This is a genomic window from Iodobacter fluviatilis, from assembly GCF_900451195.1.
Taxonomy (GTDB): Bacteria; Pseudomonadota; Gammaproteobacteria; order Burkholderiales; family Chitinibacteraceae; genus Iodobacter; species Iodobacter fluviatilis.
Genome location: NZ_UGHR01000001.1, coordinates 2,008,282 through 2,034,234 on the forward strand (window position 1 = coordinate 2,008,282; position 25,953 = coordinate 2,034,234).

Genomic DNA, 25,953 nt, shown 5'->3' on the forward strand with positions numbered 1-25,953 from the left:
GTCAAGACGGTTGTCATCTATATCAGAACAACTTGGATAAATAGCGGTTTTTCAGGGGCAAAATCAGCAAAAGTTGTAATGGGGGGGAGGGGGCTATCTGATGCTCAGATATCAGAGGTTGAAATTATATATGCAAATTGGATAGATAAATCCTCTCTATTTTTTCAGAAAATATTGTGCATAATACTTAATGCCACGTCTGTAAAAAAAGGATGATGAATGAAAACCAATTTAATCCATGCTCTGGTATTAGCGGTGACTCTGACCGTGCCTGCTTTTGCTTCTGAAGAAATTCAGCCTGAAAATCTGTTTACTGTTCCTCTTTCCGCATTTAAACCCTCAGATAAAGATGCCTCCCGCCGTTTGTATGTGCAGCCGGGAATCAGCCTCAAAGATTACAATGCTGTGTTGATAGAGCCTTTGTATTTTATGAGGCATTCTGAAGAAAGTAATTGGCAGCTATTACAGGGGAGTGAAGAAAATAAAATAGCTGAATATTTCCACAAGAAAATGACCGGAGAGCTCCGTAAAGCTGGTATTGCTGTGGTTCAGGAGGCTGGCCCGGGTGTAGCTAAAATGCGGGTGGCCATAACAGGCTTGGCTCAGGAGCGCCCCGGCATTGACGTTATTGATGTTTTGCCCGCGAAAGCGGTGATTAATCTTGCTAGGCTGGCCGCAGGTAAAGAGCCTTATTTAATGAAAATTGGCAATATTGCTCAATTAGAAGATTCACAAAGTGGCAGCCTGCTTGCTGGCAGTGTGAATTTGCGTAAAAGTACAAAAACAGTACAGAAAGATGAGCCGATGCAGCTTAAAACGATAGAGAAATTGATTGATAAATGGTGCCATGAAAGTGCGGATTTATTAGTACATGCAATGACGATAAGCCACTCTGCTAAAAATTAATTTCCTTGTTTTCTATTGCTTGGCAAATGCTGCTGTAATGGCAGCATTATGTTTTATAAAAACTTATTAATCCTAGTTTGGTGAGTTTTTCTTCATGCGCTGTTTTTTATGTAACAAATTGAATTCTTGGCAAGGGAAAGTCTTTTATGCAGTGCTCAAAAATATTGCTTCTTGGTGTGACTGTAGCGGCTCATGCAACGGCAGATGTTGGTCTGTTGCAGCAATGCAAATCCATAACAGACCCTAAAGCTAGGCTGGCTTGTTACGACAACCTTGATCAGGCAGGTGCAGCTGCAAAGCCGCCAGAGGTAAGGGCTGAAGCGATTGAGAAATCAAATGCAGAGCCGCGCACTTTACCGTCTACTGATATTAATCAATCCGCGTCTTCTGCTTTAGGGGATCAATGGGAGTTGGATCAGAAGAAGGGCACTTTTGCCTTGCGCACATATAAAACAAATTATTTTTTACCCATTAGTTATAGCGATAATCGTAATCAGCATCCCAGCTCCTCGGCATCAACCGGGCAGCAAATTCCATTAGCGCCGGGTGTGGATGCGGTTAATGATGCTGAAGCTAAATTTCAGCTGAGTTTTAAAGTAAAAGCATTGGAAAGTGTTTTTTCTGATCGTGCAGATTTTTGGCTTGCTTATACTCAAAAAAGCTATTGGCAAGTATATAACAGCGATTATTCCGCACCATTTCGCGAAACAAATTATGAGCCGGAAGGCATTTTATCTATTCGTACAGATCTGGATTTGGGAATAATGAAGTGGCGTTTTCTGAATCTGGGGCTGGCACATCAGTCTAATGGCCGTAGTAATCCATTATCCCGCAGCTGGAATCGTGTTTATGCTGATTTTGGTTTCGAAAAAGATAATTTCTCGTTGGAAGTTCGGCCTTGGTATCGCTTCAAAGAGCAGGATGGAACCGATGATAATCCGGATTTGCTTGATTTTATGGGCCATGGTGATGTCACTGCACGATATCGCTTTACTTCAGGGCAGGAATTAAGCGTATTGATGCGACAAAATTTCCGCACGGGGCATGGCGCGGTACAGCTAGACTGGACGTATCCGTTGACGGGTAATTTGAAAGTGTATGGGCAAGTCTTTAGTGGCTATGGTGATAATCTGCTTGATTACAATATACGGCAAAATGTAATAGGGTTTGGTATTGCTATTTCGCCATGATTTATAATTTGAATAATGTGCATATTTGTGTTGTTGCAGATTTGAAGAAATAAGGCATTAAAAAACCTGCCTTTGAAGGGGCAGGTTTTTTAATTTAAAACAGAAAAAGTTTACTTTAATACTTCCAAACCACCCATATAAGGGCGTAATACGGCAGGGATAGTAATGCTGCCATCTGCATTTTGGTAGTTTTCTAACACAGCAACCAGCGTACGGCCTACGGCAAGGCCTGAGCCGTTTAAGGTGTGAACAAGTTCGTTTTTACCTTGTTCATTCTTAAAGCGGGCTTGCATGCGGCGGGCTTGGAAGGCGCCCATGCTGGAGCAGCTGGAAATCTCGCGATAAGTGTTTTGCGCGGGCAGCCAGACTTCTAAGTCGTAAGTGATTTGCGAGCCAAAGCCCATATCGCCGGTACAAAGTTTTACTTTTCGGTAAGGTAATTCCAGCTTTTGCAGGATGGCTTCTGCGTGGCCAGTTAGAATCTCCAGTGTTTTGAGCGATTCATCCGGGTGAACAATTTGCACCAACTCTACTTTTTCAAACTGATGCTGGCGAATTAAACCACGCACATCACGGCCATATGCACCGGCTTCAGAGCGAAAACACGGTGTGTGTGCGGTGAACTTCATCGGTAAGTCTTCAAGCTTCACTATGCTGTCACGAACAAAGTTGGTGACCGGCACTTCGGCTGTAGGGATCAGGTACAAGGGTTCAGCATCGGGGCGGTTTACTTTGAATAAATCTTCTTCAAACTTAGGTAATTGCCCAGTGCCCATCATGCTAGCGGCGTTCACCAGGTAGGGGGTGTAAACCTCTTCGTAACCATGCTCCAGTGTATGGGTATTAAGCATAAATTGAGCGAGGGCACGGTGCAGGCGGGCGATGCCACCTTTGAGTGCGGTAAAGCGCGCACCAGATAATTTTGCACCGGTTTCAAAATCCAGGCCCAGCGGGCCGCCCAAATCAACATGGTCTTTGATTTCAAAATCAAATACGCGCGGCGTGCCCCAGCGCAGTACTTCTTCGTTTTCGGTTTCGTCTTTACCTTCTGGCACAGATTCGTGCGGCAGATTCGGCATGGACAGCAGCATGTCATTGATTTTTTCTTGCAGCGCAGCCAGCGCGGTTTCGGCCGCTTTCAGCTCGTCACCCAGCAAGGCAACATCAGCCATGATGGCAGAAACATCTTCGCCTTTTGCTTTGGCTTGGCCAATCAGCTTGGAGCTGGCATTGCGCTTGGCTTGTAAGTCTTGAGTGCGGGTTTGCAGCGATTTGCGCTCGTTTTCCAGTGCAGAAAAAGCGTTTACATCAAGGATAAACTTACGGCTGGCAAGGCGTGCAGCCACGTTTTCTAAGTCGGTACGGAGTAAGTTGATATCGAGCATAATCGTCGTCTTTTTGTTTCAGTGAATGGCAGATAGTTTACACGTCTGGCAAGCTCTTAAAAACCTAAAATCTTAAGCCAAATCTATAAAGCTAAATCTAAACCTTAAATCGGTAGGCATAGAGAACACGGAGAAAGGCAAAAACGAGGAAGGAGGAGAAACCCAAAGTGAGGGAGTGTCCAAGAAATAGCTAATTTTTATGGATCAATGCTTTGGTCATTTTGATGTAATGGCTTGGTTTTCTCTGTGAAACTCCGTGTGATCGTGTCCTTCGTGGCTCAAGATTTGGGTTTTGTGTGAGCTGATTTATTGATTTTGCTTTAACCACGCTGCATCCAGCTCGGCAAGATGGCGTAATTTTTCGGTAATTTTACCCTCCAGCCCGCGCTGCGTTGGCTCGTAAAAGTGTAAATCTTCCAGCCCCTCTGGCAAATAGCTTTCGCCTGCAGCATAGGCCTCAGGCTCATCGTGAGCGTAACGATAGCGTTTGCCATAGCCCAGCTCTTTCATGAGCTTAGTGGGGGCGTTACGCAGATGTATGGGGACTTCGCGGCTTTTGTCGCTGGCAATAAAGGCTTTGGCTGCTTTATAAGCCATATAGCCCGCATTGGATTTGGGGGCAATGGCGAGGTAAATCACCGCCTGAGCCAGTGCCAGCTCGCCTTCCGGGCTGCCTAAGCGCTCAAAGGTGCTGGCTGCATCATTACAAATTTGCATGGCGCGGGGGTCCGCAAGTCCGATGTCTTCCCAAGCCATGCGCACAATGCGCCGTGATAAATAGCGGGCATCTGCACCACCATCCAGCATGCGGGTCAGCCAGTAGAGCGCGCCATCGGGGTTAGAGCCGCGCACCGATTTATGTAAGGCAGAAATCTGGTCGTAAAATGAATCGCCACCCTTATCAAAACGGCGGGCATTGAGTGTCAGCGTTTCACTTAAAAATGCGCTATCAATGTGCGTGCGTTTGGCGGCGAGAGCCGCGGTGGCTGATTGCTCGATCAGATTCAGCAGGCGTCTGGCATCGCCATCGGCAACGCCTGTGAGCGTGTCAATGGCAGAAGGCTCAAAGGTCAACTCGGGCAGGCATTCATGGCAGGCGCGTTGCAGTAATTCTGTCAGCTCGGCTTCTGATAGTGCATTTAAAACGTACACTTGGGCGCGGGAAAGCAGGGCTGAATTGACTTCAAAAGAAGGATTTTCAGTGGTTGCGCCGATAAAGGTCACAAGCCCTGATTCAACAAAGGGTAAAAAAGCGTCTTGCTGTGCCTTATTAAAGCGGTGTACTTCATCTACGAAGAGTAAGGTATGCCGTCCCATGCTGCGGTGGCTTTCCGCTTCTTCCATTGCGGCGCGGATGTCTTTTACGCCGGAAAATACCGCAGAAAGCGCAATGAATTCCACATCAAAAGCGCTGGAAAGCAGGCGGGCAAGGGTGGTTTTACCCACGCCGGGCGGGCCCCATAAGATCATGGAATGCAGCTTGCCACCCGAGATGGCCGCAGCGAGTGGCTTGCCTGGGGCGAGCAGATGCCTCTGGCCAACCACTTCGGCTATATTTTTGGGGCGTAATTGCTCGGCAAGCGGAATATGGCCGGGCTTTGCAAATAAATCACTCAAAAGAGAATGTCCGTGTTGGGGGTTTTTAGTGCTTATTCACGTATTACATCTGCATCTTTGGGTGGGCTAAAGCGGAACTGCCCAGCATCAATCTTGGGGTTGATTTTAAGTGCGCTAAAGTAAATACGTGTGGTTTGCCCAAAGTGATCGTGTAACTCCATTTGTGTCAGCTGGCCCTGGGTAAAGCCTAGTTTTACGGCGTCAAAGGATTGATCAGGCTGTTTGGGGATGGCTTCCAGCCAATCAACGCCTTCGCTGCTGGCCAGAGTACGCAATTTATAATTGCGCTCAAATTGATTGTTGCCTGCAAGCAGGGCGGCGGGGCTGCTTTCTAAGGCTTTGCCAATGTCTTTTACGGTGGCTTGTTTTAAGTCAGGATCGTACAGCCAGACCTGTTTGCCGTCGGCAATAATCAGTTGTTCAAAGGGTTTTTGATAAACCCAACGAAATAAGCCTGGCCTTTGAATTGCCAGTATTCCGCTGCTTTGCTGCACTTTGCCCTGCTGGCTGGTGACTGTTTGCTTAAAGCTGGCTTGTAAGGATTGGGTATTGCTCAGGTAGTTTTTTAAATCACCTGCCGCATCAGCCAAGGCAGTCTGGCTTGTCACTGCAAGTAAAATAATGAGAGCAAGTTTACGCATTGGTTTTCTCGGGTGAATAGTAAAAAAGCCCCGCACTGGCGGGGCTTTTTGTGCAGTCTAAGTGATTACTTAGCTGGAGTTACAACTTCTTTTGTGCCTTTGATGTCGATTTCAACGCGACGATCAGGTGACAGGCATTCGATCAACTTAGCGCGTTTTTTGATTTTACCGCAAGTGTCGCCTGTAACTGGCTCAGCCTTACCACGGCCTTCAAACTTAACTTTGCCTTCTGGAGCGCCTTTAGAAACAAGGTAATCCGCTACAGATTTAGCACGTTTTTCTGACAGAGGCTGGTTGTATTTGTCTGAACCGATACGGTCAGTGTAACCAATAACGTGTGCTTCACCGTCTTTAGGGTCCATCATTTTAACTTCTTCGTACAGCTTGTCCAAAGCGTCTTTACCAGCTGGCTTCAGAGATGCTTTGTTGAAGTCAAACAGAACGTCTGATTTCAGTGTGAAGTGCTTAGTGTTGATCACTGGAGCAGCAACTACAGGAGCCACAACTGCTGGAGCAACAACAACTGGAGCTACTTTAGCAACTGGTTTAACGTAGCCATCACAACCTTCAACGGTTGCGGCTTCTTTAGACCAGGTGCCTGTGCGCCAGCATTCGCCGATACCATTTTTAACAACGCCACCATTGGTATTTGCGTTTTGTGTGTAAGCTTCAACGCCAGCAAATGCTGCAGTGCTCATTGCACCTAAAGCAGTTACAACGGCAAGGCGTGTCAGGGATTGCTTGATCGACAGCATAGTTTTAATCTCCTAGAGAATCATTTAGCAAGCTGATATTTATATTGCTTGTAGGTTCTGGATAAGCCTTGCCCGATAACCCGTCAAGGCTTTTTTTCCATACACGTGCTGCATTCTAATGGTTTCACAATGCTTGCGGCAAATAGTAAGGCTGTAATTTTTGCCGCAGGGGCTGATTCTGTTGTGGAGAGGCCCTGTTGAGGGTAGCTCAATTGGAGCATCTTCGCCCCCGTGGTACACTTAGTGATCGAACGCGCGTGCTGCAACAAAAGTGTTGTGGCATTGCAACGGCACCACCGTAAGTGTTTACGCGTGGTGCGTATTATATGACGCCCCGGCCCCTATCTAAGATGCTCGAAAACTTTGCCAAAGAAACAATCCCGGTAAGTCTCGAAGAGGAAATGCGACGTTCCTACCTCGATTACGCGATGAGTGTAATTGTAGGACGCGCTTTGCCCGATGTTCGTGATGGCTTAAAGCCGGTACACCGCCGCATTCTGTTTGCAATGCATGAAAGCAATAACGTCTGGAATCGCTCCTATGTGAAGTGTGCCCGCGTGATTGGTGACGTGCTCGGTAAGTATCATCCGCACGGCGACACCGCTGCCTACGAGGCCTTGGTGCGGATGGCGCAGGATTTCTCCCTCAGATACCCACTCATTGATGGCCAAGGTAACTTTGGTTCTATCGATGGGGATTCTGCTGCTGCCTATCGCTATACAGAATGTCGTTTAGAAAAAATTTCATCTGAATTGCTGGCTGATATCGATAAAGAAACTGTCGATTTCACGCCTAACTACGACGAAAAAGAACTCGAACCCACTGTTCTGCCTACCCGTGTGCCTAATCTGTTGATTAATGGCTCGTCGGGGATTGCCGTCGGGATGGCGACGAATATTCCGCCGCATAATCTCACCGAAGTCATTGATGCCTGTCTGGCCTTACTGGCCAATTCAGAGCTGACGATTGACGAGATTATCGACATCATCCCAGCGCCCGATTTTCCTACCGCCGGTATCATTTATGGTATTCACGGCGTACGTGAAGGCTATCGTACGGGCCGTGGCCGCGTCATTATGCGGGCGCGTACGCACTTCGAAGATGTCAGCCGCGATAAGCAGGCCATCATCGTTGATGAGCTACCTTACCAAGTCAACAAAGCGCGTCTTCTGGAGCGGATTGCCGAGCTGGTTCGTGAAAAAACCATCGAAGGCATTACCGAAATCCGTGATGAATCGGATAAATCCGGTATGCGCGTGGTGATTGAGCTGAAACGCAGCGAAGTGGCTGAGGTTATTCTTAATAATCTTTATAAGCACACTCAGCTGCAGGACAGCTTTGGTATCAATATGGTGGCACTGGTCGATGGCCAGCCGCGCCTGTTGAATATCAAGCAGGTGCTGGAATGCTTCCTGCGTCATCGCCGTGAAGTGGTGACACGCCGTACCGTGTTTGAGCTGCGTAAAGCGCGCGAACGTGGGCATATTCTGGAAGGCTTGGCCGTTGCTTTATCCAATGTCGATGAAATCATCGCCTTGATTAAAGCTGCACCAACGCCTGCAGAGGCCAAAATCAGCCTGATGAGCCGCACATGGCGCTCTGAGCTGGTAGAAGACATGCTCAGCCGCACTGATGTCAGCGCATCGCGTCCGGATGGTTTGGCTGCTGAATTTGGCTTTGATCCGCAAAATGGCTATCGCTTGTCTGAAGTGCAGACTCAAGCGATTCTGGAGCTGCGTTTGCAGCGCCTGACGGGTCTTGAGCAGGACAAAATCGTCAGCGAATACCGTGATGTGATGGAAAAGATTCTCGATTTACTCGATATTCTGGCGCGTGAAGAGCGCGTTTCCGAAATCATCGTAACCGAGATGAACGAAGTTAAAACCGCATTTGGTGATGTGCGTAAGTCTGAAATCATTGCTTACGGTGAAGATCTCAGCTTAGAAGACCTGATCACGCCGCAAGATATGGTGGTCACACTGACACACAGCGGCTATATGAAAGCCACGCCTGCTGATGAATATCGCTCACAACGCCGTGGTGGCCGTGGTAAACAGGCTGCTGCGACCAAAGAAGATGATTTCATCGACAAGCTGTTTGTGGCAAATACCCATGATTACGTCTTGTGCTTCTCATCGCATGGCCGTGTTTACTGGTTGAAAGTTTACAACGTGCCACAGGGCGGCCGTAATAGCCGTGGCAAGCCGATTGTGAATCTCTTGCCACTGCAGGAAGGCGAGAAAATCAGTGCGATTCTGCCGGTGAAAGAATTCACCGAAGATCAGTTTGTCTTTATGGCCACAGCGATGGGTACGGTGAAAAAGACCTCACTCGTGCATTTCTCGCGTCCAATGAAGAAGGGCATTATTGCTTGTGGTCTGGATATGGACGACTACCTGGTTGGCGTAGAGCTGACGCATGGTGGCGATCAGATCATGATGTTCTCTGACGCAGGTAAATCTGTTCGCTTCCACGAAGGTGACGTGCGGGCCATGGGCCGTACAGCGACCGGCGTGCGCGGCATGATGCTGCAGGAAGGTCAGAAAGTGATCTCCCTGCTGGTGGCAGAGCGCGACGATCAGCAAGTGTTGGCTGCAACCGAAAACGGTTATGGCAAACGCACACCGGTCGGCGATTACCGCCTTACCAGCCGTGGTACGCAGGGCGTGATCGCCATTGATACTGGCGATCGTAACGGTAAGCTCGTTGCGGCCACCTTGGTTGAAGACAGCGATGACGTGATGCTAATTACCACCGGCGGCGTGCTGATTCGTACCAAAGTAGCTGAAATCCGTGAAACAGGCCGCGCGGCTCAGGGCGTGCGTCTGATTAATCTGGATGAAGGCGAGCATTTGTCAGGTCTGGAAAAAGTGTGTGAAACTGATTCAGATGACGATTTGCTGGAAGATGACGAGTTACTTGCTGAAGGTGAAGTTGCTGCTGCAGACGCAGCTCCTGCAGAGGGCGATGCGCCCGCTGCAGAGGGTGGTGCTGAAAAAGGCGACGAGCCAGCGGCTGAGTAAGCTTTTCTCATCGCAATAACAACACTGGCCTGCAAGACAGGCCAGTGTTGTGTGTGGAGTTTGCTGTGGCTGGTGCTTGTTTTAAACATCAGCCCTGCTCAAATAAGGGATGGTCTATGAGCGAAGCGCCTGTTGCATCACCTGCATTATTTAATCAAATTTCAGAATGGTTTATGACCCTGCCGCACTGTCAGGTGCTGGGTTTTAAATTTGGCGAAGCGCATTACGGCAGCATGACCGTTTGCCTGCCTTTTAAAGACGAGCTGATTGGCAATCCTGCAACGCGGGTCATTCATGGCGGCGTGGTTACCTCGCTGGTGGATTCCACCAGCGCTGGCGCTATTTACACTATGCTGACCGAGCTGGAAGCCATCGCCACTTTAGATTTACGTCTCGATTATCTTCGCCCTGCCAAGCCGGATTTCCCCATTTATTGCACCGCAGAATGCTATAAACTCACTAAGCAGATTGCCTTTACCCGTGCGACGGCGTATCAGGAAGACATCAACGATCCTATTGCTTACAGCGTAGGGACATTTATGCGTAATTCCGCGCGAGAGGTGGCAGCATGAGCCCGCCGATTACCAGTTTTGATTCCCTAGCCATGGCTGTTGATGCAGTCCCCTATGCCAAATTACTGGGGATTCAAAGCCGTGAAGATAACGGCCAGCCTTTGTTTTTTCTGCCATTTCAGACGCATAACATTGGCAATACCATTCTGCCTGCTCTGCACGGTGGTGTGATCGGTGGCTTTTTAGAAACCGCCGCCATTTTGCATGTGATGTGGGCATCGGAGGCGCATAGCGTGCCTAAGATTGTGGATTTCTCAATTGATTACTTACGCACTGGCCGTCCGGTAGAGCTCTACGCTCAGTGTGAAATTATTCGCCAGGGCAAGCGCGTTGCTAACGTGCTGATGACAGCCTGGCAGGAAGATCGCAGTAAGCCGGTGGCGGTTGCCCGCGCCCATTTTCTACTTGCCTAAGGGATAAGTTTGCCATGACACAGATTTATAATTTTTCTGCTGGCCCCGCGGTGTTGCCGCGAGAAGTATTGCTGACCGTACAGCAAGAGCTGACCGACTGGCACGGCTCGGGCATGTGTGTAATGGAAATGAGCCATCGCGGTAAAGAATTTACGCAGATTATTCATGAGGCAGAGGCAGATCTGCGTAAGCTCTTAGATATCCCGAAAAATTATAAAGTGCTGTTTTTACAAGGCGGCGCTCATGTTCATTTTTCGATGATCCCGCTGAATTTGCTTTCTGAAAATGGCACGATCGACGTGGTGAACACTGGCCACTGGTCCAAGATTGCCATCAAAGAAATGAAGCGTTTTGCTAAGGTTAATGTGATTGCCAGCAGTGAAGATCGCAATTTCAGCTATGTGCCTGCCGAATCCACATGGCAGCATTCCAAAGAAGCGTCTCTTTTGCACTACTGCGCGAATGAAACCATTGGTGGTGTTGAGTTTGCCGATATCCCCAAAAGCGAAGTGCCGCTGATTTGCGATATGTCGTCCAATATTTTATCGCGCCCGATTGATGTGTCTAAATTTGGCCTGATTTACGCTGGTGCACAAAAAAACATTGGCCCATCCGGCCTCTGTATTGCGATTGTGCGTGAAGATTTATTGGGCAAATCGCGCAGCGATACGCCAACCATGCTGGATTACAGCGTGCATGCCGATGCCGAATCGATGTACAACACGCCGCCAACATTTGGTATTTATGTGGCAGGCTTGGTGTTTAAATGGCTGCTAAATCAGGGCGGCCTTGCTGCAATTGAGCAAAAAAACATCGAAAAAGCCTCTTTGCTCTATGAAACCATCGAATCATCGAATGGGTTTTATCACTGCCCAGTCGATAAACCATTCCGCTCGCGCATGAATGTGCCGTTTAATTTAAAGAATGAAAAATTAGACGATGATTTCTTGGCAGGCGCAAAGGCCGCTGGCTTATTGCAATTAAAAGGCCATCGTTCAGTTGGCGGGATGCGTGCCTCCATTTACAACGCCATGCCGATCGAAGGCGTGCGTGTGCTGTGCGAATACATGCGCACCTTTGCCAAAAGCCACGGTTAATGATTCGCAAGGGGGGGGTATTGGGCTTTCCTTCCCTAAATAATTGAGTGGTTTTTTATTAAACAAGGGCTGCCTAAGCGATGATAAAGTTTTTGTGTCTGTTGCTTATTGCCTTTGGTGCTTGGAATTGGTATTCCAAGCATCAAAGGCAAGTAGATGAGCCCCTTGCCTTAACGTCTAATCATGCCGAAGTAGTGCCAGAAACAGTCTCTGCAATGAGCACCCCTGTACCTGTGAGCCGCTATAGTTGTGACGGTAGAATGCATTGCTCACAGATGTCATCTTGCGAAGAAGCCACTTTCTTTTTGAATAACTGCCCAGGCACAAAAATGGACGGGGATCATGATGGCATTCCTTGTGAAGAGCAGTTTTGCCGCCGTTAACACGGCCTATTTAAATTCGAGAAATCAATGAGTGAAGAACAACTAAGCCAACATCGTGATGCCATTGATGCCATCGATGAACAGATTATTCAGCTATTAAACCAGCGTGCCAGCCATGCCCGCACCATCGGTGAGATTAAAGGCAGCGGGATTGTGTATCGCCCCGAGCGCGAGGCGCAGGTTTTATCGCGCGTTAAATCTTTAAACAAAGGGCCTTTAAGCGGTGAAACAATGGCCAAGCTCTTCCGCGAAATCATGTCGGCCTGTCTAGCATTAGAACGCCCGCTGACGATTGCCTACCTAGGGCCAGAGGGGACATTCAGCCAGGCGGCGGCGATCAAGCAATTTGGTCATGCCGCGCATACTATGGCTTGCTGCTCGATCGACGAAGCGTTCCGCGTGGTAGAAGCCAAAACGGCAGATTATGTAGTCGCCCCGGTTGAAAATTCTACTGAAGGCGCGGTGGGCCGCACACTGGATTTAATGGTCAATACCCCGCTTAAGATTTGCGGCGAAGTGGTGCTGCGTATTCATCACCATTTGCTGCGTAAAGTGGAAGGCAAGGGTGGCTTGCAGCGGGTTTATTCGCATGCGCAAAGCCTGTCGCAATGCCATGAATGGCTGAATAAAAACCTGCCCGCCGAAGTGCAGCGGGTGTCCGTATCCAGCAATGCAGAAGCCGCACGTTTGGCTAGTCTGGATGAATCATCTGCGGCGATTGCTGGGGATGCAGCAGCAGAAAACTACGCGCTGCTGAGCCTTGCGCAAAATATTGAAGACGAGCCAAACAACACCACGCGATTCCTAGTGTTGGGTATGCAGGAAGTAGGTCCAAGCGGCCGGGATAAAACCTCTTTGGTGATCTCTGCCCCCAATCGGCCTGGTGCGCTGCATACCTTGGTTGAACCGCTCGCCAGAAACGGCGTTTCCATGGATAAATTCGAATCCCGCCCCAGCCGCGCAGGCCTTTGGGAGTATGTGTTCTTTGTGGATGTTGAAGGGCATGTCAGCGGCGCGCCACTACAAGCCGCGCTGGCTGAGCTGGCCGATGTGGCAGCCTTTGTGAAGGTGCTGGGGTCTTATCCGGTGGCGGTGATTTAATTCAATTACCGTCTAAATGGAATGCCGCTCTTACGGGAGCGGCATTGTTTTGTCTGTTATTTCCTGATTATAAGCGTGCATCAGTTCAAGGCTGAGTGGGCAAAATTTTAAAACACAGAGTATAGAGAAGGCACAGCGTTTCGCAGAGAAAACAAGGTCTGAAGGGGCTCTGTGTGCTCTGTGCCCTCGTTTGTGGTCAAGGTTTAGCACTCTATCAGGGCCAAGAGAAGCCGCTTTTAAATCGCTAAGGTAAAAAATGAAATCGATAGCCGTTTTTTGTGGGGCCAGACACGGCCTTCGGCCTGAGTTTACGGCCGCTGCGCGCGAGTTAGGTGCGTTATTGGCTGAGCGTGAAATCACCCTAGTTTATGGTGGTGGACATATTGGCCTGATGGGGGAAGTGGCAACGGCGTGTCTGAATGCGGGCGGGCAGGTGATAGGGGTGATTCCAGAGTTTATGGTGGAGCGTGAATTGGCGCTAGAATCGTGTACAGAATTAATTGTGGTGGATTCCATGCACAGCCGCAAAGCAAAAATGGCTGAATTAGCCGATGGCTTTATCGCTATGGCAGGGGGCTTTGGCACTTTGGATGAGGTGTTCGAGATTCTGACTTGGTCACAAATTGGTTTGCACGCTAAACCGGTGGGCTTACTCAATACTGCAAATTATTACGATGCACTGACAAAATTTTTGGAAGGCGCCATTGCCGCAGGCTTTTTGGCTGAGGCGGAATACCACAAGCTGCAGTCTGCCCATACGCCAGCGGCCTTGCTGGATATTTTAAGCCGTTTGCCCAGTGTGCCTGAAGGGCAGTGGTGGAAAGTGTAAGTGATCAGCGGCGGCCTTTCTTTCCGTTTTATTCATGCCTCTATAAAAAACGCCATCAAAAATAGATGGCGTTTTTTATTTAAAAGATAAGATGGAACATTTAGGTTTAAGTGATTTAGGCTTATAAAAAGTCTTTGTAGTATGGCTGGATGTATTAAGCTGATAGTCAGTTACCGTGGTGAGATTGTTATGTTTGAGCAGTTAATGAATATATTTCGCCCCGCTTCTGCCCGCTCGGAAACCTTGCTCGGAGCGCTACAAGCCCGCTTGCTGGTGCAGGAGCAGGGCTTGTTAGCTAGCCTCTTGGCATCGGCATGGGTGGTGGAAGCACGGGATCCATACACGGGTGGGCATTTGTGGCGGGTGGCAGCCATGTCGGCGCTTTTGGCGCAGGCACTGGGAGAATCCGCGCCCAGCGTCAGCCGTATTGCCATGGGCGGGTTCTTGCATGATATGGGCAAAATTGGTGTGCCAGATGCTATTTTGCGTAAGCCTGATAAGCTGACGGACGATGAATATGCGGTGATTAAAACCCATCCTTCGCTTGGTGCACGTTTACTGGCCAGCCACCCACTTTCGCCTTTAGTGCTTGCAGCCGTTGAAGGGCATCATGAAAGGCCGGATGGCCAAGGCTATCCGTATGGCTTATCAGGGGCAGATATCCCGCGTGATGCTTTGATTGTGGGGGTGTGCGATGCTTTTGACGCCATGACCAGCTCTCGTCCATATCGGTCTGGCATGCCTATCAGCAAGGCGCTGGCCATTATTCAAAGTGAATCAGGCCGGCAGTTTGATAAAGAGTGTAGTGAAGTGTTTATTCAACTTGGCCAGGCTGGCGGTCTGGACCATATCGTTGGTCATAGCGATGCAGGCATTCCGCTGGCGCACTGCACCATGTGCGGGCCAACGATTGTGCGATATCGTGTAGCGCAGCAGGGTGAACACGCCGCCTGCCCTAATTGCAACGGTGATTATGTGTGGGAGCGCGGCAGTGAGGGCCAGCTCTCGATTGTGGCAACGGGGGAAAAAGCCAGCGCCGAGGCAATGGCACCTCGCGCAGATCAGCAGCAGATCGCCTCCTTGGTCCAAGAGTGGTCCAATGCGCTGCAAGCAGTAGCTTGAGCCTATGCGGGTTGATGGCAAAACCCGAAATTAAAAAACTGCCGCTTAGAGCCGGCAATCAGTCACGCCCTCCCGCAATGTAAAAGCCATTGGGGAGGGCGTTTTTTGCTGCTTATCCAGCTTGGGCGGCTTGCCATGCATGCTCAGCAAACACGACATCCAAAGCGGTATCGGCCACGCTGGTGGTGTAGTTGGACATGATTTTCAGACTGGTGCCTAGAATCACTTCCAATACGGTTTGCTGGGTATAACCGGCGGCAAGAAATTGCGCGACGGCTTCTTTGCTTTGCCAGCCACGGGTTTCGATCATGGCAATGGTGAATTGGCGCAAGGCTTCCAGCTTGGCATCTGCAATCGCGGTGTTATGACGTAGGGCGTGAATCACCTCTGGGGCCACACTGCTTTGTGCAATCATGGAATGCGCCGCCATGCAGTAGTCGCAGCGGTGCAGGCGGTTGGCCGTCATCATGACGATCTGGCGCTCGGTTTCAGTCATGCTGCTTTTATTGAAAATGCCAGTTAGGGTGAGGTAGCCTTCCAGTAAAACAGGGGCGCTGGCCATATGGGCGAACAGGTTAGGCACAAAACCAAAGTTAGCCTGTGCATGGCTGAGTAAGGGCTGGCTGGCGGCAGGAGCGGAGGTGATACTGTGGCTGATAAATTGAGTCATGTACTTTCCCTTGAAGTTTTACAGCTCGAAATTAATGATGATTTTGCCAAAATGCTGCGCGCTGGCGAGGTAATCAAATGCTGCTTGTGCCTGGTTAAAAGAGAAACTGCGATCAATGATCGGCTCAATTTTGTGCTGGCTTATAAAGTGATTTAAAGCCTTAAAGTGTGCGAGCGAGCCCACCAAAGTGCCGTGGATAGTGGCGTTCTGTAATTGCAACGGCAGTAAATTCGGGCTGGGAGCAAACCCGCTGAGAACGCCAATTTGATGGATATGCCCCCCTCCTGCCACTGCACTGATTGAGCGGCTAAAAGTGTCAGGGCCACCCAGCTCTAAAATTTGATCTGCACCAGTGCCTGCAGTGAGCTCCAGTACGGCCTGATCCCAATCGGGCTGCTTGCGGTAGTTGATGGTTTGCCATGCACCCAGTGCGTGCGCTTTAGCGAGTTTTTCATCGGATGAGGAAGTGATGATGACGCGTGCACCCTGCGCTACCGCCAGTTGCAGAGCAAACAGCGCCACACCACCCGTGCCTTGAATTAATACTGTTTCGCCCTCCGCCAATTGGCCGCGGTCAAATAAAGCCTGCCACGCCGTAACTGCCGCGCAGGGTAATGTTGCCGCTTGCTGCAGGCTTAAGTGTGCGGGTACTTCCACAATGGCATTGGCTTTGGCGACGATATATTGCGCTAAGACTCCAGCGGTTTGCGCGCCACCCAGTGCGCCGGCTAAATGGTGCTGAGGCTGGTATTTTCCGGTCTGCCAGGTGCTGAAAAAGCCAGTTGCCACCCGTGCGCCTATTGGCCATTCACTGACGCTTTCACCCGCTGCCACCACCGTTCCCGCCGCATCGGATAAGGGGATTTGCCCAGCTACACTCCCTTTGCCAACATTGCGCAAAATAATCAAATCACGGTAATTCAGGCTAGCCGCAGCGACCTTGATCAATACCTCATCGGCAGCTAGTGCTCCGATGTGGGTCTGTATCTGCTCTAAAGCCATCACCTCACCCAATGGCTGCAATTGATAGCGCTGAAAATGTATTTGTTCTGGGAGCTTCATCGTTTTTCCTATTTATGTAATGAACGATACATAATGTAATCGAGCTAATATTCGCTCGTCAATATATTTTGTAGTAATCATTATGGAAAGCGACGAAATTAGAAAAACACGCGGCAGACCTCGTGCATTTGATCGTGCCTTAGCCTTAGATAAAGCACTGCGATTGTTTTGGGCGCAGGGCTATGAAGGCACTTCAATGAGCGATTTAACCAGCGCTTTGGGGATTAACGCTCCAAGCTTATATGCCGCATTTGAATCCAAGCCTGCGCTGTACAGCGAAGCGCTAGAGCTGTATCTGGCCCGTCAACACGAGCAGATTACGGCTTTGATGGATCAGGCATTAAGCGCCAGAGAAGCCTTGGAAGCCATGCTCTATGCGGCTGCCGAGCAATACACCCGGCCCGATCAGCCAGCGGGCTGCCCGATTGCCAGCGGGGTATTACGCAGCGCAGAGGCGAATGAAGCGATGGCGCAGCTTACTGCCACGCATCGGCGCAATGCCTTGGCTATGATTGCTGGACGAATCGCTCTGGATATCCGCCGTGGGTTGATGAGCGCGCAGACGGATGTGGATGGCTTGGCGATGTTCTATGCCGGTGTAATCCAGGGAATGTCGGTGCAGGCGATTGATGGTGCCAGCCACGCGCAACTAAATGCCCTGGTTAAAATTGCTCTGCGGGCGTGGCCCGCTCATGCTTAGTGGCATAACCGCCCGGTAAGTGCCCTGCCAGCGGCTCAAAGCGGCTGATGAGCTGACGGTTTTTGTCGGCCAGAGGCCCGCTGCCTAAGTCCGGCGCACGCCCTGCATCCACGGCGTAGTTGCTAAGGCGAAAAATAGCCTCAAAGGGTTTGTTTTGCATATCGCGCTGATAGGGGCGGGTGCTGATTGATAGCTCGGCAATACGATGCGGATCAAGCTTGCGGCTAAAACGATGCAAGCCTTGGTAAGTAAAGTGCCTTGCGACCCAATGATCACTATGTGCAATTAAGGCGTCCATCAGTGCATAGAGTAGCTCGGATGCACTGCTGTTTTGCAGCAAAAGCGTTAATTCCAGGCCGTCAAACTCGGGGAAATCTGCCTCAATTTTGCGTGCCAAGGGCGGCTCTCCTAGGCGAATATCCAGCAAAATAGTTTGATTATGTCGCTGCTCGATATGCAGTACTTCAATGGGGCGCTGTGCAAACTGCCATTGCAACAAACAGGAGCGTAAAGCCTCTGCTGTTTCTACCGTCTTAGGGGCATGGACCAGCTCTGGGTTCTGCGCCATCAGGGCTAAATCTTGGTGACTGCTAAAGGGGGCGCTGACTTGCCCCGCTGCTTTGCGAAAAGTCAGTAACTCACGCAGCTCGTGCTCACGTGCTTTTTTGATGGCCAAAAAAGCGGTTTGGATAATTTCAGAGCTGGGCGTATCGCGATCAATACGCCATTTTCTGCCGTACACCAGTTTCTGCGGCCGGATGGTATGGCTGCGATCATAATTCTCCCGCCCGATCAGGCCCACCTGCAAATACATCCCGCCCGCATCTTCTGCTGCAAATAAAGGGGTATGTGTGTCAAATTCAATCTCACTGATTATTTGAGCCACGCTCGTGATGCTGTGCTGATACTGCACATAATGCTGTGGCACATGCGGACGGCCATTGCTCAAAATGACGCTTGGTGCCAGTGGCATAAGCGTTTCAAATGGTTTGCTAGGGATAGAGAGCACTGTCATGGTTGTCGCCGTGGCAAGGAATACGGCTAATTTACCAAATGCTAAAAATATAAAGAATAGCGATGAAATGGAAGATTTTATTGTATTTTAAGGAATAATTCAGAGTAGGAAAGCGTGAAGCCGTTTGGGCTTGAGCCTGCTTGTGCTTGCTGGGCCAGCGTAGCGCGGATGAGCAAAGAATGGCTCCGTATTGCAGCTGAGGGCCGAGGGAAAGACCGTGGTTTTGCCAAGTGGCGGGGCATAAAAGGCGAGGGCTATTTGCGGCAGGGTAGTGTGTTATTGATGAAGCAAATGGGTGGGCAAGCGGGTGCTGGCTTATCTTGTAGCCGCACATAAAATGCACAAGCGGTGTCACCACAAAATGGCTTAACCGCCTGTGTCGCGGTGCGTAGCAATCAGTGTTTTATTGCGGCACGGTGCTGGCTATGAATGGCTTGGCTGAGCGTCTGCTAGCCACTTTGATAACTGGCCAGATTGCTCCAAAACCAGTAAATCGTTAAAGCCCCCAAGGTGGCGGTCGCCAATAAAAACCTGGGGCACAGAGCGGCGGGCGCTGCGCTTGAGCATGGTGGCAAACTCATCCGGGTTTTGATCGACCCATATTTTATTCACGCTTAATCCTTTGCTTTGCAGCAAGTTTTCGGCTTGCACGCAAAATGGGCAAGTGTGGGTGCTGTACATGGTAATAGCTGACATGATGAAATCCTAGCCTATGGGGCGGCTGATTTGGGAAAGGCTGCGGCGTTTTAGTGTGGCGTGTCCATATCAATCAGAGCGTTTTGGGAGCTTTGTCTTTAATGGCTGGCCACTCTTGATAGGCTTTATTTATATTGCCCGGTAGGTCTTCCAGCCACTTCTTTTGCACTTGTTTGGTCACATTCAGGTACAGCTTTCCCTCTACGATTTTCCATGCCTCTGGATCACCATCAAATTTCTTATCCAGCGCGACCCCCATTGCACAAAAACCGCCAAATTGGGGCGCGTAATATGCGGGGTTGGCGTTAAATTTGGCCAAATTCTCTTGGGAAGAAAAGTGATAAGTCACACCATTATGGTTGGCGCTATAAGCCGCATTCCCCAAAGTAGGGCTATGGACAGTGAAATAGGCCACCGGGTCAAAGCCTTTCAGCGCCACGTTTTTTGCATCTACATTGATGGCGGCAGTAGACGCTTCGTCATAAGCCAACGCCGAGGTCGGCATCAAGCCGCCTACGATCAAAGAGGCCAGCATGGCTGAAGCAAAAAATGTGCGGCGAAAAATAAATGGGGACATGATGTTTTCCTTTTGGGTTTAGGGGTTTACCGCTGTGGCTGAGCGAGTAAATGGATTGTGCCTAAGTGTCTTAAAAAGAAGAATCGTCATGTTTTACAATTGATTGTTCTAATTTATGGAATAGTCTGAGGTTTTTTGTTTGATAGGAAAAGAAAGATTAAAGGTGTTAACTTGAAAGTATTTGGGCTTGAATGATCAGCAGCTTACAGAGGCGTACAAGCAGCACATTAGGTATTGCCTTCGGTGGCAGGCATGGCAAGCACTACAGCCCAGGACTTCTGGCAAAAGATAGATTTGGCAGATACGCTTCTCTACGCAGATTTGCCATTACTGGCAACACGATTGGCTCACCAGTAAAAGATTAATTAAAGCGAGCCGCAGCCCTTGTCTATTTACATCGTGCGCTAAGAATGGCGTTATGGTTAGGCCAAAATTCTTCGCTTAGTTGATTTATAAGCCGAAGTGCGGAAGTAAAATTGCGCTTTAAATTAATGCAGGGCTGCATAATTAGAGTTGATATGGCAACTTATGCCAAAAATAATATGAAAAAAATTGAATCGTGGTTTTATTTCGAATTTTTTGTAAGTTTGAGCAGCCTTGGAGGCTAAAGCCTGTGTCGGTTTTGAGTAAAAGGGCTGTTTGTTAAAAACGTTACAAAATAAACTGCTTAGTGTTGCCGGAGTCTGGGTTTTACAATCTTTGGCTGGCAAATGCAATATTGCGGATATCAACAATTTGTATTACGTAATTGATGTCGGCTAGTATCACCTGATACCTGTTGAGTTGATTCACACAAAAGGATGTTTATATGAGTTTGCAAGATTTGGCCCCCGCTTACGTGCGCTCGATTGCTCCCTATCAGCCGGGCAAACCTGTTTCAGAATTAGCCCGCGAAATGGGATTAAATCCTGACCATATCGTGAAATTGGCTTCTAATGAAAATCCGCTGGGCATGGGCAGCAAAGCAAGGGCCGCAATTGAAAAAGAATTGGCAGAATTAGCCCGTTATCCCGATGGCAATGGCTTTGATTTAAAAAGTAAAGTAGCAAAAAAATACAATGTAAAAACTGAGCAAATTGTTTTGGGCAATGGCTCTAATGATGTACTGGATTTAATCGCTCATGCTTTTCTTGCACCGGGTGATTCTGCGGTTTATTCGCAATATGCGTTTGCTGTTTATCCGCTGGCTACACAAGCCGTTGGGGCAAAAGGTATTCAGGTGAATGCGCTGGATTATGGCCACGATTTAGACGCCATGCTCGCCGCAATTGAGCCAAATACCAAGGTTGTCTGGATTGCAAACCCAAATAATCCAACCGGCACCATGGCAAGGCCAGGCGATTTGCTTGAGTTTTTACAAAACTGCCCGAAAAATGTGCTGGTGGTATTGGATGAGGCCTACACCGAATTCTTTACTCCGGAAAAACGACCGGATTCAATCGCTTGGCTGAAAGACTTCCCCAATCTGATCGTGGTGCGTACTTTCTCCAAAGCCTTTGGTCTGGCTGGTTTGCGTGTGGGTATGGCACTCACTTCGCCGGAAGTTGCAGACATCATCAACCGCGTGCGCCAGCCGTTTAATGTCAACAGCCTTGCACAAGCGGCAGCAACGGCGGCGCTGGATGACGAAGAATTTCTGAAAGAAACACTGCGCGTCAATAGCGAAGGCATGGCGCAATTAACGGCAGCATTTGTACGGCTGGGTATTAGCTATATTCCAAGCCAGGCCAACTTTATTGCCTTTCACTGCGGTGATGCCGCAGCGCTTAATTTATTTATGCTGCAACGCGGCGTAATTATCCGCCCATTAGCCCCATACGGCCTGACCAACACCCTGCGTGTTTCGATTGGCCTGCCAGCAGAAAATGCTCGTTTTATTGAGGTACTAGAAGAAGCTTTGGCTGATTAATCAGCCAGATAATCGTTTAAGTAAGCCCCGGCAGAACGATGGCCGGGGCTTTTTCTTTTTCGGATTTACTCTCGCCCAATGGGGGGGTAAAGGTATGGCGCTTATTTGACAAGCAAAACGTATTCGATATCTTGCACCATGCGCCCATAGCCAGCGGATTCGCGGTTGTATTTGCCGCCAAATTTTAGAGTATGTGGGCCAGGAGGCAAGGGTTTTAGCAATAGCCAGAACCCATCTGTCGCCGATGGAAATGCCTTATATGGCTGCATTGAGGCGGGTTGCCGGGCGAATGCATCAAAGCAGTTTTTGGATGAGATACGATATTGCCTAGGGTTGCTGACAGGCTTGCCGTCGAGTTCAGCGAACAGATCAAGCGCTGTGTCATTGTTCAGCGCGGCTGCGGCCTTTGTATCTTCGCATGTAATCGATTTAACTCCCCTTGCTGGAATGTACACCATATTGATCAGGGGAAAGAACAAGGTCTTGCCTGCAGGAATGGTGCAGGTTCTGCGAATCTTTGATGAGCCAAATCCACCTGCCAGAAACCAGGTGTTTCCACTCTGGTTTTTTGAGCAGTTCGCGCCGCTTAGATCTGCAACCGGGCTTTCATCCCTAGGCGTTGACATTGCCCACTGCCACCACTCTGCAGCCAGCTTTGGTGTTGCTTGCTCAGCAATCGGGCTGCCTGCGGCACAAAAGGGCGTGATGAGAAGCGTTGAGAGCATGGCAATGGATTTGATCATGATGATGAGAGTCAGTCCTAGGTCTGCTTAAGGAGCGCCGCCTGAAGGGTGGGGCAGAGGGCAAACAAATGTCTGTTTAAAGATAATAATAAGTGGTGAGATTTATTAATTCAGCTGCTTTGTTACAGGATTAGTTATTTTCCTGCTTTGAGGTAGAAAAGTAGCTGGGATCAGGTCTTGCATTAACATATTTTCAAACTTAGTCTAAGTTTGCTATGTGCTAATGCAAGACCTGATCCCATTGGGTGAGTGAGAGTGCCCATTTTGAGAGTCCTAATGTTTGACTTAAGCGAACTGCCGAAGGCGAGTCTGCTTGAAGTAAGGGTTAGGTGCCTGCCGATTGAAGTGCGGCGCGAATTGTCGTTGCCAACTTGGCACGCTCCGCAAGTGGCATGAAGGCGCCTTGCCTGGCATGAAACTGGTCACCAGTGAACCGTGGAATGACGTGTATGTGGGCATGCCAAACATCTTGGTCTCCAGCGGGTTCGTTGTTTTGTAAGACGGTTATTCCATCAGTACCGAACGCACGCTTGATGCCTCTCGCTAGAAGCTGTGTAACGAGGAAAAGATGCCCCGTTAGCTCGGAAGGCAGTTCGTACAAATTCTCAAAGTGTCCTACCGGCATTACGAGGATGTGACCTTCGTTGCCAACTTTTTGATGCAAACCAAGGACACCAATGGCCTTGCCGTCATTGAACACGACTGCATCGGACTCGGCGCCAGCGGCGATTGCGCAGAACGGGCAGAGATATGGCGAGGGAGCGTGATGCTGCATTTGAGGCGCCTAATGCCGAGTTCAGTGGCAGTTTTTAAATTGTGGTTTTGTGGAATAATTTTGCGCAGCAAAACCACAAAACTGCGACTTAAAAACAAAGTAGATGGGGGGCCGGTCTCCGAGCTGTGGCGTATCGTAAGAGTGCGAACACTTAGCGAAACGTCGTCACCAAGGAGACCGGTATGGAACTGTACGCGGGGATTGATTTGCACTCAAACAATAGCGTGATCGTGGTGCTCGATTCGAGCGACCGTGTTGTTTGTCAGAAACGCCTGCCCAATCAGCGCGAGACGATTCTCGGTGCCTTGGCTGCGTGTGGCCCGATTGTTTCGGTGGCTGTGGAGTCGACCTACAACTGGTATTTGCTGGTTGATGCGCTGCAAGACGCCGATTATGAGGTGAAGCTGGTCAATACGACGGCTGTTAAACAGTATGACGGACTCAAGCACAGTGGCGATTTGTTATGTGCCTTATTCTCGGTCTGCCGGATGATTCACACCGTCATAGGTTGGCACGTTTGCTATTTTTAAAGGATTAATACCTTCAAGACAAGCAACATTAAAACCGTATTGCGTTGGATTAGATCTGCGTTGATGGTGTGTATATATTCCACAGTTGCTGCAAAAATAATGCTTGGCTGTTTTGGTATTAAATTGATAGAGCTTTAGCAAGCTTTCACCCTTTAATATTTTTATACCTGAAAGTGGAATTGATGCGGCAATTGCGCCCCTTCTTCTGCAAAGAGAGCAATCACAGCGACGCACGTCAATTAAACCATCCGGTAGGTCAAGTTCAAACTCTACAGAACCACAATGGCAAGAAGCCTTGTGCTTAGGTTTTATAAATGCGCCGTCTACTTCCTTCAGGTTAATACTCATACTTTATTTCCTGCGAACAGATAACGCTGCAGTTGAGCGGCCCGCGTCAGCGGGTCCGCTTGAATGACTTGTTAGCTTTCAATCAGTGTCCGTGAGCAAAATTGCCCAAATTAGTAAATTTCTTTTATCAACGATCATCCACGTTTGATCCCACGCAACGTCGTAAAACCAATCCGACCAAGGCTTATAGGTCTTGAAGATCTGAATATCATCATATCTTTCTCCGAAAATATCAGTGCAAAGTAACTGTCCCAAAGCTTTCGCTTCTTTTCCGCTGCCTGAGAAAGCCTTATAAGCACCACCTGACTTCAAAGTCCTCGCGATGTCTCCGTCCAAAATATAGGAGCTTGACCACTCCCACTCCAAATTATTGTCAAATTCAAATTTAATTTGCCTTTCACCAAATACTCTAGATGAAAGGAATTTTTCAAAAAACGAAATCTCATCGAGCCTATTTCTCGACACAAACCAATGTAATACAGGGTGGTTGATGAATGTTGCACAAAAAATATCACATCCTCCGTTTACATGAGTACTCTTTAATTCATTGCAAACTTTAGAAGCTCCTTCTATTTGTACCCCGACCTCATCAAATATACTTCCATTCCAAAATTCTTGAATTTCGGAATGGGACGGTCTTTCTTGATTCCAATTTGGTTCAATCATAGTTTTAACTAACGTTTGAATTAAGGGGCGCCGTTAGGCGTCCCGCTTGAATGATGGGTTAGCCGTTGAGTATTTTTCAAATAAAGCATAGATTTCTGCGCCATTGCCATGGCTGATTATTTTAGCGTACTCTTTAGTAGTACAACCACCTTTGGTATGTTGGTTAACGTCTGCTCCATAGGCCAAAAAAATTTCTGTCGCTTTTAAATTATGTGGTTTTTGAAGTAGAGTTTGTCTAAGTGGTGTAATTCCCTCATGATTGATAGCATTAATCTCACTTCCTGCGTTTAGCAGCAATTCAATAATTTCGCTATTTTTTATTCGCGCTGCATAATGCAATGGGGTGTTTCCCCAAATGTCTTTTGCATTAACGTCGACACCACGAGAAATAAGATGTACTACCATAGGTCGAGAGGGAGCTAAAGAAACGCTTACCAAAGCTTGATGTAGGAAATTCCAATGCTCTTTCTTAGTAATAGAGTTTATTTCATCATCTGTTGAAACGAGTAAGTTAAAAGCTTCAATCTCGCCTTTAAATATTGCTCGAGAAATGTTACGTTCATTTGTTTGCATAGGCGTAAAGTGCTAACGTCAAAATTAAGCAGCTGGCCTACGCTGCACTTGAATAAAAAAGCCGCACATTCCGGCCAGTCTGCTTGAATGCCATGTTAGGCGTATTACTACTGCACAAAAAATATAACCCACGTTTTCCGCAGCAAACCACAAAACTAAATAATGGAGCCACGAAAACGGAGCAAACGAATTAAAAGCGTATTAATAAACAGCGCAAACAGAAAGCTGCAAAACAGAATAAAAATATCAGCGCACCGCAACACAAACTGCCACCACAACGCGCCGACTAAAAAACAAAATAATGGGCAGGGGTGCCTAACGTTTGACTTAAGCGGACCGCCGAAGGCGGGTCCGCTTGAAGGAAGGGTTAGGCCGCACCGGGTGCTGACTCGACCCAAATGGTCTGTGCGGGATGATGTTCCGCTATGGTTTCGAGCGCGTCATCTAACAACGTGGCGCTGTCGCCAGTGAGCCCATAGACGAAGCGGGTGACGCGCGCCGGCATCGACGCGTTGAATTCGGACTCCGTTACGGCCTCAGAACCACACCAGACAGCCTCACCAGTCTTTGCGGAGATCCGCAAGGCATCTGCCAGACCTTTCGGAGAGATCGCTAAAAGAACCATGTGTCTGTCCTTACTGCCTTGGCGTAGCCG

General features: G+C 48.8%; 28 protein-coding genes and 1 pseudogene. 14 read left to right on the forward strand and 15 right to left on the reverse strand.

Translation table 11 applies throughout. From position 1 onward, the window contains the following. The first annotated feature begins 219 nt into the window (after positions 1 to 219). Together DYD62_RS09125 and DYD62_RS09130 are read left to right on the forward strand one after the other, a co-directional pair. Complete coding sequence (locus tag DYD62_RS09125; RefSeq protein WP_115227038.1) at positions 220 to 906, forward strand: DUF3313 domain-containing protein; 687 nt, start codon at positions 220 to 222, stop codon at positions 904 to 906. 146 nt (positions 907 to 1,052) lie between these two features. Beyond that, a complete protein-coding gene (locus tag DYD62_RS09130) occupies positions 1,053 to 2,096 on the forward strand; it encodes a phospholipase A (protein WP_115227039.1) in 1,044 nt (347 codons plus the stop codon). Positions 2,097 to 2,206: 110 nt separating this feature from the next. Here DYD62_RS09130 and serS read toward each other — a convergent pair whose 3' ends face one another. The 4 genes from serS to DYD62_RS09150 all read right to left on the reverse strand — a co-directional run bounded on the left by serS (position 2,207) and on the right by DYD62_RS09150 (position 6,494). Continuing rightward, on the reverse strand, positions 2,207 to 3,481 hold the full coding sequence (serS, locus tag DYD62_RS09135; RefSeq protein WP_115227040.1) for a serine--tRNA ligase: 1,275 nt from the start codon (positions 3,479 to 3,481) through the stop codon (positions 2,207 to 2,209). Positions 3,482 to 3,787: 306 nt separating this feature from the next. Continuing rightward, the gene (locus tag DYD62_RS09140; protein ID WP_115227041.1) at positions 3,788 to 5,098 is read right to left on the reverse strand and encodes a replication-associated recombination protein A; all 1,311 of its coding nucleotides are present in this window, start codon (positions 5,096 to 5,098) and stop codon (positions 3,788 to 3,790) included. 32 nt (positions 5,099 to 5,130) lie between these two features. After that, a complete protein-coding gene (lolA, locus tag DYD62_RS09145; protein ID WP_115227042.1) occupies positions 5,131 to 5,739 on the reverse strand; it encodes an outer membrane lipoprotein periplasmic chaperone LolA in 609 nt (202 codons plus the stop codon). Positions 5,740 to 5,804: 65 nt separating this feature from the next. Beyond that, positions 5,805 to 6,494, reverse strand: a complete 690-nt coding sequence (locus DYD62_RS09150; RefSeq protein ID WP_115227043.1) for an OmpA family protein — start codon at positions 6,492 to 6,494, stop codon at positions 5,805 to 5,807. A gap of 350 nt (positions 6,495 to 6,844) precedes the next feature. Here DYD62_RS09150 and gyrA point away from each other — a divergent pair, with 350 nt between their 5' ends. The 8 genes and pseudogenes from gyrA to DYD62_RS09190 all read left to right on the forward strand — a co-directional run bounded on the left by gyrA (position 6,845) and on the right by DYD62_RS09190 (position 15,034). Continuing rightward, positions 6,845 to 9,517: a DNA gyrase subunit A gene (gyrA, locus tag DYD62_RS09155; RefSeq protein ID WP_115227044.1), complete on the forward strand. Its 2,673-nt coding sequence runs from the start codon at positions 6,845 to 6,847 to the stop codon at positions 9,515 to 9,517. 116 nt (positions 9,518 to 9,633) lie between these two features. Continuing rightward, positions 9,634 to 10,089: a PaaI family thioesterase gene (locus DYD62_RS09160; RefSeq protein ID WP_115227045.1), complete on the forward strand. Its 456-nt coding sequence runs from the start codon at positions 9,634 to 9,636 to the stop codon at positions 10,087 to 10,089. Further along, positions 10,086 to 10,502, forward strand: coding sequence for a PaaI family thioesterase (locus tag DYD62_RS09165; RefSeq protein ID WP_115227046.1), 417 nt, complete (start codon positions 10,086 to 10,088; stop codon positions 10,500 to 10,502). Before DYD62_RS09160 ends, DYD62_RS09165 begins: the two co-directional genes overlap by 4 nt. Before the next feature lie 14 nt (positions 10,503 to 10,516). Then, positions 10,517 to 11,599, forward strand: coding sequence for a 3-phosphoserine/phosphohydroxythreonine transaminase (gene serC / locus DYD62_RS09170; RefSeq protein ID WP_115227047.1), 1,083 nt, complete (start codon positions 10,517 to 10,519; stop codon positions 11,597 to 11,599). A 242-nt stretch (positions 11,600 to 11,841) separates the two neighbouring features. Then, a pseudogene (locus DYD62_RS24030) lies at positions 11,842 to 11,982 on the forward strand (excalibur calcium-binding domain-containing protein); the annotation flags it as partial. 27 nt (positions 11,983 to 12,009) lie between these two features. Then, positions 12,010 to 13,083, forward strand: coding sequence for a prephenate dehydratase (gene pheA / locus DYD62_RS09180; protein WP_115227049.1), 1,074 nt, complete (start codon positions 12,010 to 12,012; stop codon positions 13,081 to 13,083). A gap of 256 nt (positions 13,084 to 13,339) precedes the next feature. Continuing rightward, a complete protein-coding gene (locus tag DYD62_RS09185) occupies positions 13,340 to 13,912 on the forward strand; it encodes an LOG family protein (protein ID WP_115227050.1) in 573 nt (190 codons plus the stop codon). Positions 13,913 to 14,116: 204 nt separating this feature from the next. Continuing rightward, positions 14,117 to 15,034: an HD-GYP domain-containing protein gene (locus DYD62_RS09190; RefSeq protein ID WP_115228252.1), complete on the forward strand. Its 918-nt coding sequence runs from the start codon at positions 14,117 to 14,119 to the stop codon at positions 15,032 to 15,034. A gap of 112 nt (positions 15,035 to 15,146) precedes the next feature. On the opposite strand, the gene DYD62_RS09195 is transcribed toward DYD62_RS09190, so the two are convergent. Together DYD62_RS09195 and DYD62_RS09200 are read right to left on the reverse strand one after the other, a co-directional pair. Continuing rightward, on the reverse strand, positions 15,147 to 15,704 hold the full coding sequence (locus DYD62_RS09195; RefSeq protein ID WP_115227051.1) for a carboxymuconolactone decarboxylase family protein: 558 nt from the start codon (positions 15,702 to 15,704) through the stop codon (positions 15,147 to 15,149). An 18-nt stretch (positions 15,705 to 15,722) separates the two neighbouring features. After that, entirely contained in the window at positions 15,723 to 16,766 is a 1,044-nt protein-coding gene (locus tag DYD62_RS09200; protein WP_115227052.1) for a zinc-dependent alcohol dehydrogenase family protein, read from the reverse strand. Between the two features lie 82 nt (positions 16,767 to 16,848). Here DYD62_RS09200 and DYD62_RS09205 point away from each other — a divergent pair, with 82 nt between their 5' ends. Next, positions 16,849 to 17,466, forward strand: a complete 618-nt coding sequence (locus tag DYD62_RS09205; protein ID WP_115227053.1) for a TetR/AcrR family transcriptional regulator — start codon at positions 16,849 to 16,851, stop codon at positions 17,464 to 17,466. On the opposite strand, the gene DYD62_RS09210 is transcribed toward DYD62_RS09205, so the two are convergent. Further along, on the reverse strand, positions 17,429 to 18,481 hold the full coding sequence (locus tag DYD62_RS09210; RefSeq protein WP_115227054.1) for a hypothetical protein: 1,053 nt from the start codon (positions 18,479 to 18,481) through the stop codon (positions 17,429 to 17,431). The two genes, DYD62_RS09205 and DYD62_RS09210, sit on opposite strands and share 38 nt — an antisense overlap. 114 nt (positions 18,482 to 18,595) lie before the next feature. On the opposite strand from DYD62_RS09210, the gene DYD62_RS09215 reads away from it, so the two are divergent. Beyond that, entirely contained in the window at positions 18,596 to 18,817 is a 222-nt protein-coding gene (locus DYD62_RS09215) for a hypothetical protein (RefSeq protein WP_115227055.1), read from the forward strand. Positions 18,818 to 18,904: 87 nt separating this feature from the next. On the opposite strand, the gene grxC is transcribed toward DYD62_RS09215, so the two are convergent. Together grxC and DYD62_RS09225 are read right to left on the reverse strand one after the other, a co-directional pair. After that, positions 18,905 to 19,177: a glutaredoxin 3 gene (gene grxC / locus DYD62_RS09220; protein WP_115227056.1), complete on the reverse strand. Its 273-nt coding sequence runs from the start codon at positions 19,175 to 19,177 to the stop codon at positions 18,905 to 18,907. Positions 19,178 to 19,250: 73 nt separating this feature from the next. Further along, positions 19,251 to 19,754: a YHS domain-containing (seleno)protein gene (locus DYD62_RS09225; protein ID WP_207916343.1), complete on the reverse strand. Its 504-nt coding sequence runs from the start codon at positions 19,752 to 19,754 to the stop codon at positions 19,251 to 19,253. Between the two features lie 808 nt (positions 19,755 to 20,562). Between DYD62_RS09225 and hisC the strand changes: the two genes are divergently transcribed. Continuing rightward, positions 20,563 to 21,663 carry a histidinol-phosphate transaminase gene (gene hisC / locus DYD62_RS09230; RefSeq protein WP_115227057.1) on the forward strand — a complete coding sequence of 367 codons (1,101 nt, stop codon included), beginning with the start codon at positions 20,563 to 20,565 and terminating at the stop codon, positions 21,661 to 21,663. A 101-nt stretch (positions 21,664 to 21,764) separates the two neighbouring features. On the opposite strand, the gene DYD62_RS09235 is transcribed toward hisC, so the two are convergent. After that, on the reverse strand, positions 21,765 to 22,406 hold the full coding sequence (locus DYD62_RS09235; RefSeq protein ID WP_115227058.1) for a hypothetical protein: 642 nt from the start codon (positions 22,404 to 22,406) through the stop codon (positions 21,765 to 21,767). Between the two features lie 325 nt (positions 22,407 to 22,731). Next, positions 22,732 to 23,181, reverse strand: a complete 450-nt coding sequence (locus tag DYD62_RS09240; RefSeq protein WP_115227059.1) for an HIT family protein — start codon at positions 23,179 to 23,181, stop codon at positions 22,732 to 22,734. A 182-nt stretch (positions 23,182 to 23,363) separates the two neighbouring features. On the opposite strand from DYD62_RS09240, the gene DYD62_RS09245 reads away from it, so the two are divergent. Next, the gene (locus DYD62_RS09245) at positions 23,364 to 23,711 is read left to right on the forward strand and encodes an IS110 family transposase (protein WP_115227060.1); all 348 of its coding nucleotides are present in this window, start codon (positions 23,364 to 23,366) and stop codon (positions 23,709 to 23,711) included. Here the strand turns inward: DYD62_RS09245 and DYD62_RS09250 are convergent. From DYD62_RS09250 to DYD62_RS09265, 4 genes are all read right to left on the reverse strand, one after another. Further along, positions 23,652 to 24,059, reverse strand: a complete 408-nt coding sequence (locus DYD62_RS09250; RefSeq protein ID WP_115227063.1) for a GFA family protein — start codon at positions 24,057 to 24,059, stop codon at positions 23,652 to 23,654. The genes DYD62_RS09245 and DYD62_RS09250 overlap by 60 nt on opposite strands. Before the next feature lie 78 nt (positions 24,060 to 24,137). After that, positions 24,138 to 24,725: a hypothetical protein gene (locus tag DYD62_RS09255; protein WP_115227066.1), complete on the reverse strand. Its 588-nt coding sequence runs from the start codon at positions 24,723 to 24,725 to the stop codon at positions 24,138 to 24,140. Positions 24,726 to 24,758: 33 nt separating this feature from the next. Further along, positions 24,759 to 25,298, reverse strand: a complete 540-nt coding sequence (locus tag DYD62_RS09260; RefSeq protein WP_115227068.1) for an ankyrin repeat domain-containing protein — start codon at positions 25,296 to 25,298, stop codon at positions 24,759 to 24,761. A gap of 367 nt (positions 25,299 to 25,665) precedes the next feature. After that, a complete protein-coding gene (locus tag DYD62_RS09265; protein WP_115228254.1) occupies positions 25,666 to 25,923 on the reverse strand; it encodes a hypothetical protein in 258 nt (85 codons plus the stop codon). Positions 25,924 to 25,953 lie beyond the last annotated feature (30 nt).

What these genes read in the sequence shown, in the direction of transcription:
- serS (WP_115227040.1), bottom strand. Translation starts at nt 3,481, where the DNA reads ATGCTCGATATCAACTTACTCCGTACCGACTTAGAAAACGTGGCTGCA.
- pheA (WP_115227049.1), top strand. Translation starts at nt 12,010, where the DNA reads ATGAGTGAAGAACAACTAAGCCAACATCGTGATGCCATTGATGCCATC.
- DYD62_RS09205 (WP_115227053.1), top strand. Translation starts at nt 16,849, where the DNA reads ATGGAAAGCGACGAAATTAGAAAAACACGCGGCAGACCTCGTGCATTT.
- DYD62_RS09250 (WP_115227063.1), bottom strand. Translation starts at nt 24,059, where the DNA reads ATGAGTATTAACCTGAAGGAAGTAGACGGCGCATTTATAAAACCTAAG.
- DYD62_RS09260 (WP_115227068.1), bottom strand. Translation starts at nt 25,298, where the DNA reads ATGCAAACAAATGAACGTAACATTTCTCGAGCAATATTTAAAGGCGAG.
- DYD62_RS09125 (WP_115227038.1), top strand. Translation starts at nt 220, where the DNA reads ATGAAAACCAATTTAATCCATGCTCTGGTATTAGCGGTGACTCTGACC.
- DYD62_RS09255 (WP_115227066.1), bottom strand. Translation starts at nt 24,725, where the DNA reads ATGATTGAACCAAATTGGAATCAAGAAAGACCGTCCCATTCCGAAATT.
- DYD62_RS09245 (WP_115227060.1), top strand. Translation starts at nt 23,364, where the DNA reads ATGGAACTGTACGCGGGGATTGATTTGCACTCAAACAATAGCGTGATC.
- DYD62_RS09185 (WP_115227050.1), top strand. Translation starts at nt 13,340, where the DNA reads ATGAAATCGATAGCCGTTTTTTGTGGGGCCAGACACGGCCTTCGGCCT.
- grxC (WP_115227056.1), bottom strand. Translation starts at nt 19,177, where the DNA reads ATGTCAGCTATTACCATGTACAGCACCCACACTTGCCCATTTTGCGTG.
- DYD62_RS09150 (WP_115227043.1), bottom strand. Translation starts at nt 6,494, where the DNA reads ATGCTGTCGATCAAGCAATCCCTGACACGCCTTGCCGTTGTAACTGCT.
- DYD62_RS09160 (WP_115227045.1), top strand. Translation starts at nt 9,634, where the DNA reads ATGAGCGAAGCGCCTGTTGCATCACCTGCATTATTTAATCAAATTTCA.
- DYD62_RS09210 (WP_115227054.1), bottom strand. Translation starts at nt 18,481, where the DNA reads ATGACAGTGCTCTCTATCCCTAGCAAACCATTTGAAACGCTTATGCCA.
- DYD62_RS09165 (WP_115227046.1), top strand. Translation starts at nt 10,086, where the DNA reads ATGAGCCCGCCGATTACCAGTTTTGATTCCCTAGCCATGGCTGTTGAT.
- DYD62_RS09235 (WP_115227058.1), bottom strand. Translation starts at nt 22,406, where the DNA reads ATGATCAAATCCATTGCCATGCTCTCAACGCTTCTCATCACGCCCTTT.
- hisC (WP_115227057.1), top strand. Translation starts at nt 20,563, where the DNA reads ATGAGTTTGCAAGATTTGGCCCCCGCTTACGTGCGCTCGATTGCTCCC.
- DYD62_RS09200 (WP_115227052.1), bottom strand. Translation starts at nt 16,766, where the DNA reads ATGAAGCTCCCAGAACAAATACATTTTCAGCGCTATCAATTGCAGCCA.
- DYD62_RS09190 (WP_115228252.1), top strand. Translation starts at nt 14,117, where the DNA reads ATGAATATATTTCGCCCCGCTTCTGCCCGCTCGGAAACCTTGCTCGGA.
- DYD62_RS09130 (WP_115227039.1), top strand. Translation starts at nt 1,053, where the DNA reads ATGCAGTGCTCAAAAATATTGCTTCTTGGTGTGACTGTAGCGGCTCAT.
- lolA (WP_115227042.1), bottom strand. Translation starts at nt 5,739, where the DNA reads ATGCGTAAACTTGCTCTCATTATTTTACTTGCAGTGACAAGCCAGACT.
- DYD62_RS09195 (WP_115227051.1), bottom strand. Translation starts at nt 15,704, where the DNA reads ATGACTCAATTTATCAGCCACAGTATCACCTCCGCTCCTGCCGCCAGC.
- serC (WP_115227047.1), top strand. Translation starts at nt 10,517, where the DNA reads ATGACACAGATTTATAATTTTTCTGCTGGCCCCGCGGTGTTGCCGCGA.
- DYD62_RS09240 (WP_115227059.1), bottom strand. Translation starts at nt 23,181, where the DNA reads ATGCAGCATCACGCTCCCTCGCCATATCTCTGCCCGTTCTGCGCAATC.
- DYD62_RS09265 (WP_115228254.1), bottom strand. Translation starts at nt 25,923, where the DNA reads ATGGTTCTTTTAGCGATCTCTCCGAAAGGTCTGGCAGATGCCTTGCGG.
- DYD62_RS09225 (WP_207916343.1), bottom strand. Translation starts at nt 19,754, where the DNA reads ATGTCCCCATTTATTTTTCGCCGCACATTTTTTGCTTCAGCCATGCTG.
- gyrA (WP_115227044.1), top strand. Translation starts at nt 6,845, where the DNA reads ATGCTCGAAAACTTTGCCAAAGAAACAATCCCGGTAAGTCTCGAAGAG.